The organism is Streptomyces sp. M92, from assembly GCF_028473745.1.
In the GTDB taxonomy this organism is placed as follows: Bacteria; Actinomycetota; Actinomycetes; order Streptomycetales; family Streptomycetaceae; genus Streptomyces.
On the sequence record NZ_CP101137.1, the window covers coordinates 2,118,228 to 2,137,917 of the forward strand.

Annotated in this window: 16 protein-coding genes; 14 read left to right on the forward strand and 2 right to left on the reverse strand. The window is 72.6% G+C overall.

The window, feature by feature from the left end:
• Nucleotides 1–271: 271 nt before the first annotated feature.
• The gene (locus tag M6G08_RS09660; protein ID WP_272586760.1) at nt 272–1,132 is read right to left on the reverse strand and encodes an HAD family hydrolase; all 861 of its coding nucleotides are present in this window, start codon (nt 1,130–1,132) and stop codon (nt 272–274) included.
• A 610-nt stretch (nt 1,133–1,742) separates the two neighbouring features.
• Between M6G08_RS09660 and ssd the strand changes: the two genes are divergently transcribed.
• The 7 genes from ssd (at nt 1,743) to M6G08_RS09695 (ending at nt 7,480) form a co-directional block, all read left to right on the forward strand.
• The gene (gene ssd, locus M6G08_RS09665) at nt 1,743–2,939 is read left to right on the forward strand and encodes a septum site-determining protein Ssd (protein WP_272586761.1); all 1,197 of its coding nucleotides are present in this window, start codon (nt 1,743–1,745) and stop codon (nt 2,937–2,939) included.
• Between the two features lie 581 nt (nt 2,940–3,520).
• Nucleotides 3,521–4,702: a TadA family conjugal transfer-associated ATPase gene (locus tag M6G08_RS09670; RefSeq protein WP_272586762.1), complete on the forward strand. Its 1,182-nt coding sequence runs from the start codon at nt 3,521–3,523 to the stop codon at nt 4,700–4,702.
• Nucleotides 4,686–5,564, forward strand: a complete 879-nt coding sequence (locus M6G08_RS09675) for a type II secretion system F family protein (RefSeq protein WP_272586763.1) — start codon at nt 4,686–4,688, stop codon at nt 5,562–5,564. The genes M6G08_RS09670 and M6G08_RS09675 overlap by 17 nt, the downstream gene beginning before the upstream one ends.
• A complete protein-coding gene (locus M6G08_RS09680) occupies nt 5,561–6,358 on the forward strand; it encodes a type II secretion system F family protein (RefSeq protein WP_272586764.1) in 798 nt (265 codons plus the stop codon). The genes M6G08_RS09675 and M6G08_RS09680 overlap by 4 nt, the downstream gene beginning before the upstream one ends.
• A gap of 75 nt (nt 6,359–6,433) precedes the next feature.
• On the forward strand, nt 6,434–6,664 hold the full coding sequence (locus M6G08_RS09685; RefSeq protein ID WP_272586765.1) for a DUF4244 domain-containing protein: 231 nt from the start codon (nt 6,434–6,436) through the stop codon (nt 6,662–6,664).
• The gene (locus tag M6G08_RS09690) at nt 6,651–7,037 is read left to right on the forward strand and encodes a TadE family type IV pilus minor pilin (RefSeq protein ID WP_272586766.1); all 387 of its coding nucleotides are present in this window, start codon (nt 6,651–6,653) and stop codon (nt 7,035–7,037) included. The genes M6G08_RS09685 and M6G08_RS09690 overlap by 14 nt, the downstream gene beginning before the upstream one ends.
• A complete protein-coding gene (locus M6G08_RS09695; RefSeq protein WP_443048771.1) occupies nt 7,034–7,480 on the forward strand; it encodes an Rv3654c family TadE-like protein in 447 nt (148 codons plus the stop codon). The genes M6G08_RS09690 and M6G08_RS09695 overlap by 4 nt, the downstream gene beginning before the upstream one ends.
• Nucleotides 7,481–7,495: 15 nt before the next feature.
• Here M6G08_RS09695 and sftH read toward each other — a convergent pair whose 3' ends face one another.
• Entirely contained in the window at nt 7,496–10,009 is a 2,514-nt protein-coding gene (gene sftH / locus M6G08_RS09700; RefSeq protein ID WP_272586767.1) for a DNA 3'-5' helicase SftH, read from the reverse strand.
• Nucleotides 10,010–10,091: 82 nt separating this feature from the next.
• Between sftH and bldG the strand changes: the two genes are divergently transcribed.
• The 7 genes from bldG to topA all read left to right on the forward strand — a co-directional run bounded on the left by bldG (nt 10,092) and on the right by topA (nt 19,568).
• Nucleotides 10,092–10,433, forward strand: coding sequence for an anti-sigma factor antagonist BldG (gene bldG, locus M6G08_RS09705; protein ID WP_003975386.1), 342 nt, complete (start codon nt 10,092–10,094; stop codon nt 10,431–10,433).
• 113 nt (nt 10,434–10,546) lie between these two features.
• Nucleotides 10,547–10,978: an ATP-binding protein gene (locus M6G08_RS09710; protein ID WP_272586768.1), complete on the forward strand. Its 432-nt coding sequence runs from the start codon at nt 10,547–10,549 to the stop codon at nt 10,976–10,978.
• A gap of 290 nt (nt 10,979–11,268) precedes the next feature.
• Nucleotides 11,269–13,674: a sodium-translocating pyrophosphatase gene (locus tag M6G08_RS09715; RefSeq protein ID WP_272586769.1), complete on the forward strand. Its 2,406-nt coding sequence runs from the start codon at nt 11,269–11,271 to the stop codon at nt 13,672–13,674.
• 206 nt (nt 13,675–13,880) lie between these two features.
• Nucleotides 13,881–14,471 carry a nucleoside/nucleotide kinase family protein gene (locus M6G08_RS09720; protein WP_272586770.1) on the forward strand — a complete coding sequence of 197 codons (591 nt, stop codon included), beginning with the start codon at nt 13,881–13,883 and terminating at the stop codon, nt 14,469–14,471.
• Between the two features lie 46 nt (nt 14,472–14,517).
• A complete protein-coding gene (locus tag M6G08_RS09725) occupies nt 14,518–16,035 on the forward strand; it encodes a DUF7059 domain-containing protein (RefSeq protein ID WP_272586771.1) in 1,518 nt (505 codons plus the stop codon).
• Nucleotides 16,036–16,244: 209 nt separating this feature from the next.
• The gene (locus M6G08_RS09730) at nt 16,245–16,442 is read left to right on the forward strand and encodes a hypothetical protein (RefSeq protein ID WP_217247657.1); all 198 of its coding nucleotides are present in this window, start codon (nt 16,245–16,247) and stop codon (nt 16,440–16,442) included.
• Nucleotides 16,443–16,712: 270 nt separating this feature from the next.
• On the forward strand, nt 16,713–19,568 hold the full coding sequence (gene topA, locus M6G08_RS09735; RefSeq protein WP_272586772.1) for a type I DNA topoisomerase: 2,856 nt from the start codon (nt 16,713–16,715) through the stop codon (nt 19,566–19,568).
• Nucleotides 19,569–19,690: the final 122 nt, after the last annotated feature.

Below are 19,690 nucleotides of genomic sequence, written 5' to 3' on the forward strand. Positions count from 1 at the left end.
CGTCCTCGAAATGTTGCCCATCAGGTCGGGAGCTTTGCCCGTCACCTGGTGCGGCTGGCCCGTAATCGACGGGTCGACGTCGCGTGGGTGCTCGATGTCCATGCTCGGTCCGTGGGGCCAATTGCGTTTCTTAAGGTGATCCTTTCGGATGTCCTTGGTCTCGCGGGCCGTTGAGTCCTTTGTACTCCTGCGCCGGAGCAAGCGGAAGTGCCGACCGCACTTCTTTACATTTGCACTCATACGCGGGTGAAAGGGCGGGCCGGGGGAGGGCTCAGGCCGCCGTCGCGGACCGGCGCCGGCTCGCGTACCAGACGAGGCCCGCGGTGGCCGCCGCGGCGCCTATCGCGGCGGCGGCGACCAGAGCGGGGCGCGGCGGTACGGAGAGCCCCCGGATGCGCTGCTTCAGCCGTACCGGGCGGTGGAAATCGAGGATCGGCCACTCGCGCGCGAGAGCCTCCCGGCGCAGCGCCCGGTCCGGGTTCACCGCGTGGGGGCGGCCGACGGACTCGAGCATCGGCAGATCGGTCGCCGAGTCGCTGTAGGCGTAACAGCGGCTCAGGTCGTATCCCTCGGACTCGGCCAGCTCGCGGACCGCCTCCGCCTTGGTGGGGCCGTACGCGTAGTACTCCACCTCCCCGGTGAAGCGGCCGTCGTCGCCGACGACCATGCGGGTCGCCACCACCCGGTCCGCGCCGAGGAGCTCACCGATGGGTTCGACGACCTCGGCGCCCGACGTGGAGACGATCACGACGTCGCGGCCGGCGGTGTGGTGCTCCTCGATCAGTGAGGCGGCCTCGTCGTAGATGATCGGGTCGATCAGGTCGTGCAGGGTCTCGGCGACGAGCTCCTTGACCAGCCGGACGTCCCAGCCCCGGCAGAGGGCGGAGAGGTACTTGCGCATCCGCTCCATCTGGTCGTGGTCGGCTCCGCCCGCGAGGAAGACGAACTGGGCATACGCGGTACGCAGTACGGCCCTGCGGTTGATCAGCCCGCCTTGGTAGAACGACTTGCTGAACGTGAGTGTGCTGGACTTCGCAATGACCGTCTTGTCCAGGTCGAAGAAGGCCGCCGTGCGGGGCGAGGAGTGCGCCATGGAGTGGGGCGAGGAGTGGTTTTCCACGACTCCGAGCATAGGCGCAGCCCATTCGGCGTAAGGTGGGGCGCGTGGGTTTGCCTGAGAGGCCTCTCGGGTACACCATGGAAGTCACGGATCGTTCGCGACCGTGCTAACCCGGTCCGACTCCTCCCCCCCCCCGAGTCGGCCGTGGAGACGACCCCCGCTCTCCCCCCCGGCGGGGGTCGTCGCATGTCCGGATGGGTTTTTCTCCCTCCGGCCGACCCGGAGCCCGTGGTGCGGTGCGGTCGGCGAGAGGTGTTGTCATGGGCATGATTGGCTACGGTGCGTAGTCGTCGGACTGCTCTGCGGGTGTCGTACACGGGGTGGATCGACGAGCGGCGGGGCTCACCGGTTTGAGTGACGGCGATATTCACATCCATCGAGTTGTCCACAGTTTTTGACCAAGATCCACACGATTTCCCGGATCACCGCACCGTGATTCCCACGCGTCCGGGCCGCGCCGAGTTCCATGGCCGGTTCCCTTTGCCGGACGCGTATGGCCGGCCGGTTCTCCACCGGTTCTCCACCGGATCTCCGGTCGGCCGGAAACGCGGGGTCGCAGGGGCCGCGCGAGTTACGGGACACCGGCCGCGGCCCGAAGCCGCGGCGAAGGGGGACGCAGACCATGACCGGGACCATCACCCATGACCCGCCGCACCCCGCCGGAGGTAGGCAGGGCGGACCGCTGATCGTCACCGAGGACACCGATCTCCTCGACGATCTGCTGCGCCTGTGCGCGGCGGCCGGCGCGACACCGGAGGTGCACCACTCGGTGCCCGCGCCGCCCGCGACACCCGCCGTGTCGTCCACGGGAGTCACGGGGGCCACGGGGACTTCGGGGACTTCGAGGCTTTCGGGGGCTGCCAGGTGGCCGGGCGGCTGGGAGGCCGCGCCGCTCGTCCTCGTCGGCGACGACGCCGCGCGGCGCGTGCGGGGGGCCGTGAGGCGACGGGGTGTGGTCCTGGTGAGCCGCGATCAGGACGATCCCGGAGTGTGGCAGCGGGCCGTCGAGATCGGCGCCGACCACGTCCTGGTGCTCCCCGACGGCGAACAGTGGCTCGTCGACCGCATCGCCGACGTCGCCGAGGGGGTCGGCCGGCCCGCCCTCACCGTAGGCGTCATCGGGGGCCGGGGAGGTGCCGGGGCGTCCACGCTGGCCTGCGCGCTCGCCGTCACCTCCGCGCGAGAGGGACTGCGCAGCCTCCTGGTGGACGCGGATCCGCTGGGCGGCGGCCTCGACGTCCTCCTCGGCGGCGAGACGGCCGAGGGGCTGAGGTGGCCCGCGTTCGCGGCCTCGCGCGGACGGGTCGGCGGCGGCGCCCTGGAGGAGTCGCTGCCCGAACTGCATTCACTTCGGGTGCTCAGCTGGGACCGCGGCGACTGCGTCGCGGTGCCGCCCCAGGCCGTACGCGCCGTGCTCGCCGCTGCCCGGCGCAGGGGCGGCACGGTCGTCGTGGACCTGCCGCGCCGGATCGACGACGGAGTCGCCGAGGTCCTCGCCCAGCTGGACATCGGGCTCCTCGTCGTCCCGGCCGAGCTGCGGGCCGTCGCGGCGGCAGGCCGGGTGGCCGCCGCGGTCGGCATGGTGCTGCGCGATCTGCGCGTCGTGACACGGGGGCCGTACGACTCGGGCCTCGACGACCGCGAGGTGGCCCGGCTGCTCGGACTGCCGCTGGCCGGCGAGGTGCCCGTCGAGTCCGGCCTCGCGCGCGCCACCGACGGCAAGCGCCCTCCCGGCGCGTCCGCCCGTGGCCCGCTGGCGCGCTTCTGCCGGGCGTTCTGGGAGCGGGCGTTGGTGGAGACGGGGGGTGGAGCGGCGTGAAGGCGTCAGTGGGGCGTGAGGAGGCCGTGCGGCGGCCGAACGGGCGGGGTTGTGTACCGGGCTGGGCCGTCCGGGCGGCCCCTGGGGCGGAGCCGGTTTCCCGGGCGGCTGCGGGGACGACGGCCGGGGGAGGGGCTGGGCCGGAGACGGCCGCGGGTCGGACCGACGGGCTCGGCCCGGGGCGGCACCGGGGAGTGGCTCCGGGGCGGCACCGGGGAGTGGCTCCGGGGGTTGTCGGGAGGCGGTCTCAGGGGGCGGCCCCAGGGTTCGTCGGGGGACGGTCTCAGGGAGCGGCCCCGGGGTTCGTCGGAGGACGGTCTCAAGGGGTGACTCCGGGGTTCGTCGGAGGACGGTCTCAAGGGGTGACTCCGGGGTTCGTCAGGGAGCGGTTTCGGGGGACGGTCTCAGGACTCGCTCCGGGTGCGGGTGCGGGTGCGGACGCTGGAGCGGAAGTGGTGCCGGGGCTGGCTTCGGGACTTGCTTTCGGCTTGGGCGCAGGGCGGTCCTCGAGGGCTGCCGACGGAACGCCGGCAGCCGGCGCCCCGGCAGCCGTGGCCCCCGTTCCCGGCCTGGCTTCCGGGATGCTCGACGGGGTGCGGCGGTGGCTCGCCGAGAGCGGGGCGGAGCCGACGCCCGCGCGTGTGGCGCAGGCCCTGCGGGAGCAGGGGCGGGTGCTCGGTGACGCCGAGATCCTCGCGGCCGCCGGACAACTGCGTTCGGAGCTCGTCGGCAGTGGGCCACTGGAACCGCTGCTCGCCGACCCGTCGGTGACCGACGTACTGGTGTCCGCCCCGGACCGGGTCTGGGTGGACCGGGGCGGCGGCCTGGAGCTGACATCGGTCTCCTTCCCGGACGCCGGTGCGGTACGGCGGCTCGCGCAGCGCCTCGCCACGGTCGCCGGGCGCAGGCTGGACGACGCCCGGCCCTGGGTGGACGCACGGCTGCCCGACGGCACCCGGCTGCACGCGGTGCTGCCCCCGGTCGCCGTCGGCTGCACCTGCCTGTCGCTCCGGGTGGTACGGCCGCGTGCGTTCACGCTCGACGAACTGGCGGCCGCCGGCACCGTGCCGCCCGGCGGTGACCGCGTACTGCGCGCGCTGCTGCGGGCACGGCTGTCCTTCCTCGTCAGCGGCGGCACCGGCAGCGGCAAGACGACGCTGCTGAGCGCGCTGCTGGGCCTGGTCCGGCCGGACGAGCGCATTGTGCTGGCCGAGGACTCGGCGGAGCTGCGGCCCGACCATCCGCACGTCGTCCACCTGGAGACCAGACCCGCCAACCAGGAGGCCGCGGGCCGGGTCACCCTGGAGGACCTGGTGCGGCAGGCGCTGCGCATGCGGCCGGACCGGCTGGTCGTCGGCGAGGTGCGCGGGCCCGAGGTGGCCCATCTCCTGGCGGCGCTGAACACCGGCCACAGCGGCTGCGGGACGGTGCACGCCAACGCCGCCGCCGACGTACCGGCCCGGCTCGAAGCCCTGGGTACGGCCGCAGGGCTGGACCGCGCGGCCCTGCACAGCCAGTTGTCGGCGGCTCTCTCGGTGGTCCTGCACCTGGTCCGGGACCGGGCGGGACGGCGCCGGATCGCCGAGGTGCACGTCCTGGAGCGCGACCCGTCGGGGCTGGTGCGGACGGTGCCGGCGTTGCGGTGGGAGCCGGAGGCCTTTGCGGCCGAGCGCGGGTGGGAGCGGTTGCGGGAGTTGCTGCGCGGAGACGGGCTCGGGCGCGAGCACGTGGATCGGAGGAGTGCGGGTGACGGTGACGGGTGAGCTGTCGACGGGCGTCGCCCTCGGGTGCCTCGGGGCGGCGGCATGGCTGGCGGGGAGCGGGTGGCACGCCGGAGTGCGGCGCGCGCGGCTGGTGTTCGCCGGTGGCGTGGCGGCCGGCACCGGGCCGCCGTCACCGGGGCGTCGGCCGGCGGACGTGGTGCTGCGCGTCCGTGGCCGGCTGAGGCCCGAGTGGTGGGCGCCGGTGGCCGGGCTGGTGCTGGCCGTGCTGGGCGACTCGGTGCTGCCGGTCGTCGCGGGGGCGGCCGGGGTGCCGTTGCTGCGGCGCACACGCCTCGCCGGCCGGGAGAGCCGGGCCCGGGAGCGCCGGCGGGACGCGGTGATCGCCCTGTGCGGGTCCCTCGCCGGTGAGGTGCGGGCGGGACGGCAGCCGGGTGAGGCGCTGCTGTGCGCCGCGCACGATTCCGGAGGGCTCGGCGACGGGCAGGCCGCCGTGCTGGCGGCGGCGCGCTTCGGCGGGGACGTGCCGGGGGCCCTCACGGTGGCGGCGCGGCGACCGGGGGCGGAGGGGTTACGGGGCCTCGCGGCGTGCTGGCGGGTCGCCGCCGACCAGGGCGCCGGACTGGCGGCCGGTCTCGACCGGCTAGAGGGCGCCCTGCGTGCCGAACGGGACCAGCGCGCCGACCTGCGGGCCCAGTTGGCGGGCGCGCGAGCCACGGCCGTGATGCTCGCCGGTCTGCCGGTCTTCGGCCTCCTGCTCGGCGCCGCCCTCGGGTCCGACCCGCTGCACGTGCTGCTGCACACCGGAGCCGGGCTGGGCTGTCTGCTGGCGGGCGGGGCCCTGGAGGGCCTGGGCGTGTGGTGGGTGACGCGGATCGTGCGCATGGCGGAGGCGGCGTCGTGACCGCGGACGTTGTCCACAGGCTGGGGGCGGTGACGGGAGCGGTGCTGATCGCCGGCTGGCTGGCCCACGGATGCGCGGCCTCGCGGAGGGCGCGGACCGCGCGCAGACGGCTCGCCGTGCTGCTGGCCCCGCCGGCGGTGCGTTCCGGCCCAGGACGCGCCGAGGTGCTGGGCGCGGTGCGTGACCGGCTGCCGTTGGTGGCCGCGGTGGGGGTGGGCTGGGCCCTGGTCGGGGGCGTCACCGGTGTGGTGGCGGGTTTGGCGGGCGCGGTGGTGCTGTGGCGCCTGCGCGCTCGGCGGGCGGCCGCCGGTACCGCCGCGGAGCAGAGCCGTGCCGCCGAGGCCGCCCGCCAACTGCCCCTGGCGGCCGACCTGCTGGCAGCGTGCGTCGCGGCCGGTGCCGGGCCGGTGACCGCGGCCCACGCGGTGGGCGAGGCCCTCGGCGGGCCCGTGGGGGACGCGCTGGGCCGTGGCGCGGCGGAGGTGCGGCTCGGCGGTGAGCCGGGCGGTGCCTGGCGGGCACTCGCCGCTCTCCCGGGTGCCGCTCCCCTGGCGCGGCTGTTGGAACGGGCCGATGTGTCCGGGCTCCCCGCGGCCGGCCCCGTCGCCCGGCTGGCCACCCAGGCCCGTACCGACTGGGCCCGCACCACGACGGCACGGGCCCGCCGGGCGGCCGTCATGGTCACCGCGCCGGTGGGGCTGTGCTTCCTGCCCGCGTTCATCGCGGTGGGTGTGCTGCCGGTGGTGATCGGGCTCGCGGGCGGGGTGCTGGGGGACGGGGGAGGTGGTGGCTGACGGGAGGGGTGGACCGATGGACCGGTGGGCGAACAACCAGTAGCGATCAACGTGAAAGAACCTCAGGGGGTTGTGATGTATCAGGTGGTACGGGCGCGGACGAGTGCCCTGATCTGTGCGATGCGGTCGGCACGGCGCGGGCGGGCCGCTGCGTCGCGGGACGAGGGAATGGTCACGTCCGAGTACGCGATGGGGATCGTCGCGGCGGTGGCCTTCGCCGTGGTCCTCTACAAGGTGGTGACGAGCGGGGCGGTCAGCGCGGAGCTGCAGGGCATCGTGAAGCAGGCACTCGATGCGCGGATGTGAGCGGCGTGCGAGGGCGGGGTCCCGCGACTCGGACCGGGGCTTCGTGACGGCGGAGACCGCCGTGGTGCTGCCCGTGCTGGTCGTGTTCGCGATGGCGCTGGTGTGGGGGCTGCTCGTGGTGGCCGCGCAGATCCAGTGTGTGGACGCGGCCCGGACGGGTGCCCGCGCGGCGGCCCGCCAGGACCCGGCCGACGCGGTCGCCGAGGTCACCCGGGAGGCGGCACCCCGCGGGGCGCGGGTCACGGTCAGCCGGGAGGGGGACCGGGTCCGCGTGGTCGTGGTGGCCGAGCCACCGGCGCTGCGCGGGCTGCCCTTCGAGGTACGGGAGGAGGCCGTGGCGTCGGTGGAGCGGACGGCGGGGGGTGTGCCGTGAGGATCCGGGCCGGGAACGCCGACCGGGGTTCCGCCACTGTCTGGAGCGTCGGTGCCGTCACCGTGCTGTGCCTGGTGTTCGGTGTCGTGCTGGCCCTGGGCCAGGCGGTGGTGGCCCGGCACCGTGCGGCCGGCGGCGCCGACCTGGCGGCGCTGGCGGCGGCGGCCCACTGGGACCGGGGCGGTACGGCGGCGTGTGCCCGGGCGGAACGGATCGCGGCGGCCCAGGGGACCCGGTTGGTCAGCTGCGTGCTCACGGGGCAGGTCTCGGACGTGACGGTGGCAGCGGGCCGGCGTCCGTTCTCGGCGGAGACCCGGGCAAGGGCGGGCCCGGCGGTGGAGGCTCGCCCGGCGGGGCACGGGGTGCCGGCGGACCGGTCGGCGGGGGTTACGGCGCTGGAGGTCCCGTCGCAAGAGCCGCCCCCACGGAAGTCGCCCACGTGAGGCCCCTGGTCGGCATCACGCGCCGGGTCTCCCTCCCGCCGCACGGTCCCCGGCCTCATCCCCCACCCCGTCCGCCGCCCCGTCCGCCGCTCCCCGCAGGAGCACCGTCAGGAGCCGTACGGCCCCCCGCTTGTGCAGTGGCTCGTTGCCGTTGCCGCACTTGGGGGACTGGATGCAGGACGGGCAGCCGGCGTCGCACTCGCAGGAGGCGATGGCCTCCCGGGTGGCGGCGAGCCAGTCGCGGGCCGTGTGGAAGGCCCGCTCGGCGAAGCCCGCCCCGCCCGGGTGGCCGTCGTACACGAAGACCGTCGGCAGCAGCGTGTCCGGGTGCAGGGGGACGGACACGCCGCCGATGTCCCAGCGGTCGCAGGTCGCGAAGAGGGGCAGCATGCCGATCGAGGCGTGCTCGGCGGCGTGCAGGGCGCCGCCGAGGATCTCCGGGTTGATCCGGGCGGCGTCCAGCTGGTCCTCGGTGACCGTCCACCACACCGCCCGCGTACGCAGCGTCCGGGGAGGCAGGTCGAGCTTCGTCTCACCCAGGACCTCGCCGGTGATGAGACGCCGGCGCAGGAAGGAGACCACCTGGTTGGTGACCTCGACGGAGCCGTAGCACAGGCGTCCGTCGCCCCACGGGACCTCGGTGTCGGTCTCCAGGACCGAGATCGCCGTCGTGTCACGGGCGACCGTCGAGTACGCGGGCGTGGCCTGCTCGACCAGCGCGACGGAGTCCTCCAGGTCCAGGGACCGGACGAGATAGGTGCGCCCCTGGTGGAGGTGGACGGCGCCCTCGTGGACGGTCGTGTGGGCGGCCCCGGCGTCCACCGTGCCAAGGAGCCGGCCCGTGCCGGCCTCGACGACCTGGACCGGCCGTCCGCCCTCGCCGCGGATGTCGGTCAGGTCGGCGGCCCGCTCCCGGCGCGTCCAGTGCCAGGCCCTGGTCCGGCGGCGCAGCAGCTTCGCCGCCTCCAGCTGGGGAAGCAGCTCCTCGCAGGCGGGGCCGAACAGTGGCAGGTCCTCGTCGGTCAGGGGCAGCTCGGCAGCCGCCGCGCACAGGTGCGGGGCGAGGACGTACGGGTTGTCCGGGTCGAGGACCGTGGACTCCACGGGCTGGTCGAACAGCGCTTCGGGATGGTGGACGAGGAAGGTGTCCAGCGGGTCGTCCCGGGCGACCAGCACCGCCAGCGCCCCCTGCCCGGCCCGCCCCGCCCGGCCCGCCTGCTGCCACAGCGACGCGCGGGTCCCCGGATAGCCGGCGATCACCACGGCGTCCAGGCCGGAGATGTCGAGGCCGAGTTCGAGGGCGTTGGTCGCGGCGAGGCCGAGGAGGTCGCCGGAGTGCAGGGCGCGTTCCAGCGCGCGGCGCTCCTCGGGGAGGTAGCCGCCGCGGTAGGCGGCCACGCGCCCGGCCAGCGAGCGGTCGACCTCGGCAAGGCGCTCCTGGGCGATCACCGAGATCAGCTCGGCGCCGCGCCGGGACCGCACGAAGGTGATCGAGCGCATGCCCTGCACGGTGAGATCGGTGAGCAGGTCGGCGGCCTCGGCGGTGGCCGTGCGGCGGACCGGCGCGCCCTTCTCGCCCTCCAGCTCGGTCAGTGGCGGCTCCCAGAGGGCGAACACCAGTTCACCGCGCGGTGAGGCATCGTCGGCGACCTCGACGACCGGCAGTCCGGTGAGCCGGCGGGCCGCCACGGAGGGTTCGGCGGCGGTGGCGGAGGCGAGCAGGAAGACCGGCGACGCGCCGTAGCGGGCACACAGTCGGCGCAGTCTCCGCAGCACCTGGGCGACATGGGAGCCGAAGACGCCCCGGTAGGTGTGGCACTCGTCGATGACGACGTACTTCAGCGCCTTGAGGAAGGAGGACCAGCGCGGGTGGGACGGCAGGATGCCGCGGTGCAGCATGTCCGGGTTGGTCAGCACGTAGGTGCCGTACTGCCGGATCCACTCGCGTTCCTCGAACGGCGTGTCGCCGTCGTACACCGCGGCTCGAACGGACGTGCCCAGCGGTCGGACGAGTTCCTTCACCGACCGGCACTGGTCGGCGGCCAGCGCCTTCGTCGGCGCCAGGTACAGGGCGGTGGCGCCCCGCCCGTTCGGCGCCTCGGAGCCGTCCAGCAGCGTGGACAGCACCGGCACCAGGTACGCCAGGGACTTGCCGGACGCGGTGCCCGTGGCGACGACCACCGAGTCGCCGTCGAGGGCGTGCTCGGCGGCGCGTGCCTGGTGGGCCCAGGGCTGTTCGATTCCGGCGGCGCGCACGGCCGCGACGACCTCCGGGCGAATCCGGTCCGGCCAGACGGCATGACGGCCCGCACGCGGGGGCAAGTGCTCCGTATGAGTGATGCGCGCAGCCCGGCTCGGTCCCGCGGCGAGCCGGTCCAGGACCATGCCTGGTTCCGGCCGGGAGCCGGGCTCCGCCAGGGGTCGATCGGGTCGGTGATTCTTGGCCATCGGCACCGAGTCTGTCACTGGCGTGACGGACAATGGGACCAAGGCGTCGTGCACGCCTGCCGGTAAGTGATTGAATGCCATCGCGGCTGGCGAACCGTCCTGGGGGCTTCAAGCCGAGGTGTCCCGAGGGACGACCGCTCGATAGCAAGGTGCTGGAGGATCCGTGGACCTGTCCCTGTCGACCCGTACCGTCGGCGATCGTACGGTCGTCGAGGTCGGTGGCGAAATTGACGTATATACCGCGCCCAAGCTGCGTGAGCAGCTGGTCGAGCTCGTGAACGACGGGAGTTTCCACCTCGTCGTCGACATGGAGGGCGTGGACTTCCTCGACTCCACCGGGCTCGGCGTACTGGTCGGCGGACTGAAGCGGGTGCGTGCCCATGAGGGCTCGCTGCGCCTGGTCTGCAACCAGGAGCGTATTCTCAAGATCTTCCGTATCACCGGCCTGACCAAGGTGTTTCCGATTCACACCTCGGTCGAGGAAGCGGTGGCGGCCACCGACTGACGACCGGCCCCGGCCGGCCCTCGGGCCGCCCGGGGCCGCAGTAGAACGACGGAGGTCCGGGCTGTCGGCGGCCCGGACCCCCGACAGCACGCCCGTAGTTCCGAGGGGGATGCATGGCCACCGTCGAACTCCGCTTCAGCGCGCTGCCCGAGCATGTCCGGACCGCCCGTCTGGTGGCGGCCGCGGTGGCACGCCGGGCCGGAGTGGACGAGGCCGTCCTCGACGAGGTCAGGCTCGCCGTCGGCGAGGCCTGCACCCGGGCTGTGGGCCTGCATCAGCACGTCGGCATCACGGCGCCGGTCAAGGTGTCGCTGATCGAGGAGGAGAAGCAGTTCTCCATCGAGGTCGGTGACGAGGCGCCGCACGCCGTGACCGGGGCGGCGGCCCCCGGCTCCGCCGTCGACGAGACGGAGACCGAGGAGGACGAGATGGGCCTCGCGGTCATCAGCGGACTCGTCGACGACGTGGAGGTCACGGCGGGCGAGGACGGCGGACTGATCCGCATGACCTGGCCGACCGCGCCGGCGGTACTGCCGCCGGCCTGACCCACCCTCGCGTCACCCGAAGGGCCCCACCTGGTGGGGCCCTTCGCCGTGTGCGCACTTACATTGGGTTCGTGCGGCCCTTAAGTGAATTCATTCACGATCAATCGCGTGAAATCGATCACCAAAAGGATCACGGAATTAATGCCGGAAGGGCATTACTATGCATTGCTACTTGCCTCGTCCTTCCGGTTGACAGGTCAATTCCATTTGTCGTGCACTGTTTTGATCAGGTTCCGGTACCTACAATCCCGTCCACATCTTGAGCTCAGCCCAAGCGTCAAGGAGGACGAATGGCGGAGCTTTCCACCCCTCATCAGTTGGGCGATCCCTCCACCCTCGCGGCCGCCGTGCTGACCGACGGGAACCGCGTCCTGGTCGCGGTCATCGCGGTCGTCGCACTGGCCGCGCTGGTGCTCGCGGGCGTCCTGGTGCGCCAGGTGCTCGCGGCGGGCGAGGGAACCGACAGCATGAAGAAGATCGCGGCGGCCGTCCAGGAAGGCGCGAACGCCTATCTGGCCAGGCAGTTGCGCACGCTCGGCGTATTCGCCGTCGTCGTGTTCTTCCTCCTCATGCTGCTGCCCGCGGACGACTGGAATCAACGTGCCGGGCGATCGATCTTCTTCCTGATCGGCGCGGCGTTCTCGGCGGCCACCGGTTATATCGGCATGTGGCTCGCCGTACGCAGTAATGTGCGCGTCGCCGCGGCCGCGCGGGAAGCGACACCGGCCCCCGGCGAGCCGGAAAAGGATCTCACCGTCGTCTCGCACAGAGCGACCAAGATCGCTTTCCGTACGGGCGGCGTCGTCGGCATGTTCACGGTGGGGCTCGGCCTGCTGGGCGCCTGCTGCGTGGTGCTGGTCTACGCGGCCGACGCGCCGAAGGTCCTGGAGGGCTTCGGCCTCGGCGCCGCGCTGATCGCGATGTTCATGCGCGTCGGCGGCGGTATCTTCACCAAGGCCGCCGACGTCGGCGCCGACCTGGTCGGCAAGGTCGAGCAGGGCATCCCGGAGGACGACCCGCGCAACGCCGCGACCATCGCCGACAACGTGGGCGACAACGTCGGCGACTGCGCGGGCATGGCGGCCGACCTCTTCGAGTCGTACGCGGTGACCCTGGTGGCCGCCCTGATCCTCGGCAAGGTGGCCTTCGGCGACTCGGGGCTGGCCTTCCCGCTGCTGGTGCCGGCGATCGGCGTGCTCACCGCCATGATCGGCATCTTCGCCGTGGCGCCGAGGCGGTCCGACCGCAGCGGCATGAGCGCGATCAACCGGGGGTTCTTCATCTCCGCCGTGATCTCGCTGGTGCTGGTGGCGGTGGCCGTCTTCGTCTACCTGCCCGGGAAGTACTCCGAGCTGGACGGTGTCACCGACGCGGCGATCGCCGCCAAGGACGGCGACCCGCGGGTCCTCGCACTCGTCGCGGTGGCGATCGGCATCGTGCTCGCCGCCCTCATCCAGCAGCTCACCGGCTACTTCACCGAGACCGCCCGACGCCCCGTCAAGGACGTCGGCAAGAGCTCCCTCACGGGGCCCGCCACCGTCGTCCTGGCCGGGATCTCCCTCGGCCTCGAATCCGCCGTCTACACCGCCCTGTTGATCGGCCTCGGCGTTTACGGGGCGTTCCTGCTCGGCGGCACGTCCATCATGCTGGCGCTGTTCGCCGTGGCGCTGGCCGGCACCGGCCTGCTCACCACGGTCGGCGTCATCGTCGCCATGGACACCTTCGGCCCGGTCTCCGACAACGCGCAGGGCATCGCCGAGATGTCCGGCGACGTCGAGGGCGCCGGTGCCCAGGTCCTCACCGACCTGGACGCGGTCGGCAACACCACCAAGGCCATCACCAAGGGCATCGCCATCGCCACCGCCGTCCTCGCGGCGGCGGCCCTCTTCGGGTCGTACCGCGACGCCATCACCACCGGCGCGGCGGACGTCGGCGAGAGACTCAGCGGCGAGGGCGCGCCGATGAGCCTGATGATGGACATCTCGCAGCCCAACAACCTCGTCGGCCTCATCGCGGGCGCCGCGGTCGTCTTCCTCTTCTCGGGGCTGGCGATCAACGCGGTGTCGCGGTCGGCGGGCGCGGTGGTCCACGAGGTGCGGCGGCAGTTCCGGGAACGGCCCGGAATCATGGACCACAGCGAGAAACCCGAGTACGGCAAGGTCGTCGACATTTGCACCAGGGACGCCCTGCGGGAGCTCGCCACGCCCGGACTGCTCGCCGTGATGGCGCCCATCTTCATCGGCTTCACCCTCGGCGTCGGCGCGCTCGGCGCGTTCCTGGCGGGCGCGATCGGCGCGGGCACCCTGATGGCGGTGTTCCTCGCCAACTCCGGCGGTGCCTGGGACAACGCCAAGAAGCTCGTCGAGGACGGCCACCACGGCGGCAAGGGCAGCGAGGCCCACGCCGCCACCGTCATCGGCGACACGGTCGGCGACCCGTTCAAGGACACCGCGGGCCCGGCGATCAACCCGCTGCTGAAGGTGATGAACCTGGTGGCGCTGCTCATCGCGCCGGCGGTCATCAAGTTCTCCTACGGCGCCGACGAGAGCATCGCCGTACGGGTGCTGATCGCCGTCGTCGCGTTCCTCGTCATCGCCGTGGCGGTCTACGTCTCCAAACGGCGTGGCATCGCGATGGGCGACGAGGACGACGGCGAACGGGACCCCAAGTCGGCTGATCCGGCGGTGGTTTCGTAGACCCTCGCCCCGAGCCTCGTCACAGGCGCTGGTCAAGGACCGGGTGGACGGCGCGCGTTGACGCGTCGTCCACCCGGTCCGTGCGTGCGCGCACCGTTCACCGTGAGCCTTCTCTCTCTTGGTGCAAATGGCTTCAATACGGTCTTAACGGATGTTCGTCCTGCGGATGTCCTCCATCCGGCGTGTATGTTCCGGGGCCGAGAGCCATGGAAGGGACCAATCCGGTGAACAAGAAGCTCGCGGCCGCACTGTCCGGCGGTGCGGTACTGGTACTGGCGCTGACGGGATGCGGCAGCAGCGACGACAACGAGAAGCTGGACGCCTGGGCGAAGGAGGTCTGCGACGCGGTGCAGCCGCAGGCCAAGAAGATCGAGGCCGCCAACGCCGCGATCCAGAAGGAGACCTCGGACAACAGCACGCCCGCCGATGTCCAGAAGACCGACGCGCAGGCGTTCCAGGACATGTCCGACGCCTACAAGGCGATGGGCAACGCCGTCCAGAAGGCCGGGGCCCCGGACGTCGAGGACGGTGAGAAGAAGCAGAAGGACGCCGTCACCGAGCTCAACAGCCTCTCCTCGTCGTACGCCTCCCTGAAGAAGCAGGTGGAGAAGCTCGACACCAAGGACCAGGCGAAGTTCGCCGACGGCCTCAAGGACATCGCCACCGAGCTCAACAAGCTCAGCAAGAGCGGCAGCGACGCGCTGAAGACGCTGGAGGAGGGCGACGTCGGCCAGGCGATGGCCAAGCAGGCCAGCTGCAAGTCGGCCTCGGTGACGCCGTCGGCCACCAACGGCTGACGTCCGCTCCGGAGGCAGGGGGCGCGAGGCGGGCCACAATGGGGGTGTGAGTAACGCCAGCCTGTCCCCCCTGCCCTCCGCCGACCGGCCCGACGTCTCCGCCCGGCTGCGGGACGCCCTGCTCGGGGCGTCCTTCACCGCCGACGGGCTGCTGGAGCTGCTCGGCGCACCCGCCTACGCGGCGCTGTCCCGCAGCGAGACCGTGCCCGCCCTGCGGGCCACCCGCGGCGACACGCCGCTCGAACGGCTCGTCAGGCTGTTCCTGCTCCAGCAACCCGTGCCCCACGCGCGCGTGGCGGACGTCCTGCCCGTCGACGCCTGCCTGGAGAGCGGCTGGCTCGTCCGCGCGGGCGACGACGAGGTGGCCGCCACCGTGGACGTACGGCCGTACGGCGGGCCCGACGGTGAGGACTGGTTCATCGTCTCCGACCTGGGCTGCGCCGTCGGCGGCGCGGGCGGGATCGGCCACCGCGCGGAGGGCGTCGTCCTCGGCGTCGGCGGGGCCTCCATGACACTGGCCGCCCTCACCGTCCGTACGCCCGTCTCCGCCGCCCTCGACCTCGGCACCGGCTCCGGCATCCAGGCCCTGCACGCCTCCCGCCACGCCACGCGCGTGACCGCGACCGACGTGAACCCGCGCGCGCTGCACATCACCGCGCTCACCCTCGCCCTCTCCGGAGCTCCGGCCGCCGACCTGCGCGAGGGCTCCCTGTACGCGCCCGTCCGCGACGACGAGACGTACGACCTGATCGTCTCCAACCCGCCGTTCGTGATCTCACCCGGCGCCCGCCTCACCTACCGGGACGGTGGGATGGGCGGGGACGATCTGTGCCGGTCGCTCGTTCAGGAGACGGGGGAGAAGCTGACCGAGGGCGGGTTCGCGCACTTCCTCGCCAACTGGCAGCACGTGGAGGGGGAGGACTGGACGGACCGGCTGCGCTCCTGGGTGCCGCGCGGCTGCGACGCCTGGATCGTGCAGCGCGAGGTGCAGGACGTCACGCAGTACGCCGAGCTGTGGCTCCGGGACGCCGGCGACCACCGCGCCGACCCGGCCGAGTACCAGGCGCGGTACGACGCGTGGCTGGACGAGTTCGAGGCGCGCAAGGTCAAGGCCGTCGGCTTCGGCTGGATCACCCTGCGCCGCACCGGGGCCGCCGAGCCCTCGGTCACCGTCGAGGAGTGGCCGCACCCCGTCGAGCAGCCCCTCGGCGAGACGGTGCGCGAGCACTTCGACCGCGTCGACTACCTGCGCGCCCACGACGACGCGGCCCTCCTGGAGGCCCGTTTCACGCTGGCCGGCGAGGTCGTCCAGGAACAGGTCGGCCTGCCCGGCGCCGAGGACCCCGAGCACGTCGTGCTGCGCCAGAACCGCGGCATGCGCCGCGCCACCCGCGTCGACACGGTCGGCGCCGGCTTCGCGGGCGTCTGCGACGGCACCATGAGTGCCGGCCGCATCCTGGACGCCATCGCCCAGCTGGTCGGTGAGGACCCGGTGGCGCTGCGCGACCGCACGCCCGCCCAGATCCGGCTGCTGGTGGAGCAGGGCTTCATCGAACCGGCGTAGCGGGACGGCCGACCGGCCCCGGTGGCTCTCGGCTCCTGGCTGCCGGCCCCCGGCTCCCGGTTCCACGAGGGCGGGGAAACGAGCCACGGGTCCCGAGCCGTCGGGCCCGTCGGCTCCCCGTTCACCTCGGGTTCGTTTCCCCGCCGCCCGCGCGTGACAGCCTCCCCGGGGCTGGACACGCGCGGGCTGGAGAAAAGGGGCACGGGGCCATGGAGAGCGGACCGGCGATCTTCGCGGGCTTGGTGTTCGCCCTGTTCGGGGCCGGTCTGCTGGTGTGGACCGCGACACGCGTGCGGCACGGCCGCCCCGTCGCGCTCGGTGTGAGCCCCGTCGCATCGGCGGCCGTCGCGAGCCTCGCCGGAGTCGTCGCGCTGGCCGTCGGGGCCTGGTGCCTGACCCGCGTCTGAGGGGCCGGTTCCGGACCCCGGCCGCACCCCCGCCCGGGTAACCGGCGGGTCGCGCTCCGGATGCGCGCGTCCGGGCCGGTCAGCACTCCGGGCGGCAGGAACAGGGTTCGTCGGGTTACCGTTCGAGTGGCCGTTGCGGGCTTTTCCCGTTTGACACGGGGGCGGGAGGTACCGTCACACTCCGCAGCGTCACGACCGAAACGCAGCACGACCCGACCCCGGGAGCACTGCCTGGGGAGGCCCCAGCGTCGACCGGAGAGAAGAGCGAAGTTGTCCCCGACCAGCGAGACCGCGAACGGCGGCCGCCGACTCGTCATCGTCGAGTCGCCTGCCAAGGCGAAGACGATCAAGGGCTATCTCGGCCCTGGCTACGTCGTCGAGGCGAGCGTCGGGCACATCCGCGACCTTCCCAGCGGCGCGGCGGAGGTGCCGGAGAAGTACACCGGCGAGGTCCGCCGCCTCGGTGTGGACGTAGAACACGACTTCCAGCCCATCTATGTGGTCAACGCCGACAAGAAGGCCCAGGTCAAGAAGCTCAAGGACCTGCTGAAGGAGTCCGACGAGCTCTTCCTCGCCACCGATGAGGACCGCGAGGGCGAAGCCATCGCCTGGCACCTCCAGGAAGTCCTCAAGCCGAAGATCCCGGTCAAGCGCATGGTGTTCCACGAGATCACCAAGGACGCGATCCGGGCCGCCGTCGCCAACCCGCGCCAGCTCAACCAGAAGCTCGTCGACGCCCAGGAGACCCGCCGCATCCTCGACCGCCTCTACGGCTACGAGGTCTCGCCGGTCCTGTGGAAGAAGGTCATGCCGCGCCTGTCGGCAGGCCGCGTCCAGTCCGTCGCGACCCGGCTCGTCGTCGAGCGGGAGCGCGAGCGCATGGCGTTCCGCTCCGCCGAGTACTGGGACCTGACCGGCACCTTCGCCACCGGCCGCGCGGGCGACGCTTCCGACCCGTCCTCGCTGGTCGCCCGCCTCCAGACGGTCGACGGCCGGCGTGTCGCGCAGGGCCGCGACTTCGACTCCCTGGGGCAGCTCAAGAGCGCCAACACCCTCCACCTCGACGAGGCGAACGCCCGCGCGCTCGCCGCCGCCCTGGAGGACACGCGCTTCGCGGTCCGCTCCGTCGAGTCCAAGCCGTACCGCCGCTCGCCGTACGCCCCGTTCCGTACGACGACGCTCCAGCAGGAGGCCTCGCGCAAGCTCGGCTTCGGCGCCAAGGCGACGATGCAGATCGCGCAGAAGCTGTACGAGAACGGCTACATCACCTACATGCGTACGGACTCGACGACGCTGAGCGACACGGCGGTCGCCGCCGCCCGCGCCCAGGTCACGCAGCTGTACGGCGCCGACTACCTGCCCGCCCAGCCGCGGACGTACGCCGGCAAGGTCAAGAACGCGCAGGAGGCGCACGAGGCGATCCGCCCCTCCGGGGACCGCTTCCGCACGCCCGCCGAGACCGGGCTGACCGGCGACCAGTTCAAGCTGTACGAGCTGATCTGGAAGCGGACCGTCGCCTCCCAGATGAAGGACGCGACCGGCAACAGCGTCACCGTGAAGATCGGCGGCGCCGCCTCCGACGGCCGGGACGTCGAGTTCAGCGCGTCCGGCAAGACGATCACCTTCCACGGCTTCCTCAAGGCCTACGTCGAGGGCGCCGACGACCCGAACGCCGAGCTGGACGACCGCGAGCGCCGGCTGCCGCAGGTAGCCGAGGGCGACGCGCTGACGGCCGAGGAGATCACGGTCGACGGCCACGCCACCAAGCCCCCGGCCCGCTACACCGAGGCGTCGCTGGTCAAGGAGCTGGAAGAGCGCGAGATCGGCCGCCCCTCGACGTACGCGTCGATCATCGGCACCATCCTGGACCGCGGCTACGTCTTCAAGAAGGGCACGGCGCTCGTCCCGTCCTTCCTCTCCTTCGCCGTGGTCAACCTCCTGGAGAAGCACTTCGGGCGGCTCGTCGACTACGACTTCACCGCCAAGATGGAGGACGACCTCGACGCCATCGCCCGCGGCGAGGCCCAGGCGGTGCCGTGGCTGCGGCGCTTCTACTTCGGCGAGGGCGACGGCGCGGGCGACGGCGGCGCCGCCGACGCGGGCAACGGCGACGGGGACCACCTCGGCGGCCTCAAGGAGCTGGTGACCGACCTCGGCGCGATCGACGCGCGCGAGGTGTCCTCCTTCCCCGTCGGCAACGACATCAAGCTGCGCGTCGGCCGCTACGGCCCGTACGTCGAGCGCGGCGAGAAGGACTCCGAGAACCACCAGCGCGCCGACGTCCCCGAGGACCTGGCGCCCGACGAGCTCTCCGTGGAGCTGGCCGAGGAACTGCTCGCCAAGCCGAGTGGCGACTTCGAGCTGGGCACCGACCCGGCCACCGGCCACGCCATCGTCGCCAAGGACGGCCGCTACGGCCCGTACGTCACCGAGGTGCTGCCCGAGGGCACCCCGAAGACCGGCAAGAACGCCGTGAAGCCGCGTACGGCCTCGCTGTTCAAGTCGATGTCCCTGGACACGGTGACCCTCGACGACGCCCTGAAGCTCATGTCGCTGCCGCGCGTCGTCGGCACCGACGCGGAGGGCGTCGAGATCACCGCGCAGAACGGCCGCTACGGCCCGTACCTGAAGAAGGGCACGGACTCCCGCTCCCTCACCTCCGAGGAGCAGCTCTTCACGATCACGCTGGAGGAGGCGCTGGCGATCTACGCCCAGCCCAAGCAGCGTGGCCGGGCCGCGGCCAAGCCGCCGCTGAAGGAGCTGGGCACCGACCCGGTCAGCGAGAAGCCGGTCGTGGTCAAGGACGGCCGCTTCGGCCCGTACGTCACCGACGGCGAGACCAACGCGACCCTGCGCTCCGGTGACAGCGTCGAGGACATCACGCCGGAGCGCGGCTACGAGCTGCTCGCCGAGAAGCGCGCCAAGGGCCCCGCCAAGAAGACGGCGAATAAGACCACGAAGAAGACGGCCGCCAAGAAGGCGCCCGCCAAGAAGACCGCCGCCAAGAAGACGGCGGCGGCCAAGACGACGGCCGCGAAGAAGACCACGGCCAAGACGGCGGCGAAGAAGACCGCCACCAAGACGGCCGCCGAGAAGGCGACCGCCGACAAGGGTTCGCAGGACTGAGCCCGCCTCAGCAGTACGCGTCGGCGGTCTCCGTCGTTCGCTGAGCGAACGCCCCGGCACCCTCGCGGTGCCGGGGCGTGCGCGCGTTCGGCCGGGAACGCCGGACTGTCCGCGCCGACCTA

Coding starts and splice junctions, on each gene's coding strand:
- M6G08_RS09685 (WP_272586765.1), top strand. CDS start 6,434: ATGTATCAGGTGGTACGGGCGCGGACGAGTGCCCTGATCTGTGCGATG.
- sftH (WP_272586767.1), bottom strand. CDS start 10,009: ATGGCATTCAATCACTTACCGGCAGGCGTGCACGACGCCTTGGTCCCA.
- ssd (WP_272586761.1), top strand. CDS start 1,743: ATGACCGGGACCATCACCCATGACCCGCCGCACCCCGCCGGAGGTAGG.
- M6G08_RS09720 (WP_272586770.1), top strand. CDS start 13,881: ATGGAAGGGACCAATCCGGTGAACAAGAAGCTCGCGGCCGCACTGTCC.
- M6G08_RS09710 (WP_272586768.1), top strand. CDS start 10,547: ATGGCCACCGTCGAACTCCGCTTCAGCGCGCTGCCCGAGCATGTCCGG.
- M6G08_RS09670 (WP_272586762.1), top strand. CDS start 3,521: ATGCTCGACGGGGTGCGGCGGTGGCTCGCCGAGAGCGGGGCGGAGCCG.
- M6G08_RS09715 (WP_272586769.1), top strand. CDS start 11,269: ATGGCGGAGCTTTCCACCCCTCATCAGTTGGGCGATCCCTCCACCCTC.
- M6G08_RS09660 (WP_272586760.1), bottom strand. CDS start 1,132: ATGCTCGGAGTCGTGGAAAACCACTCCTCGCCCCACTCCATGGCGCAC.
- M6G08_RS09690 (WP_272586766.1), top strand. CDS start 6,651: ATGCGCGGATGTGAGCGGCGTGCGAGGGCGGGGTCCCGCGACTCGGAC.
- M6G08_RS09730 (WP_217247657.1), top strand. CDS start 16,245: ATGGAGAGCGGACCGGCGATCTTCGCGGGCTTGGTGTTCGCCCTGTTC.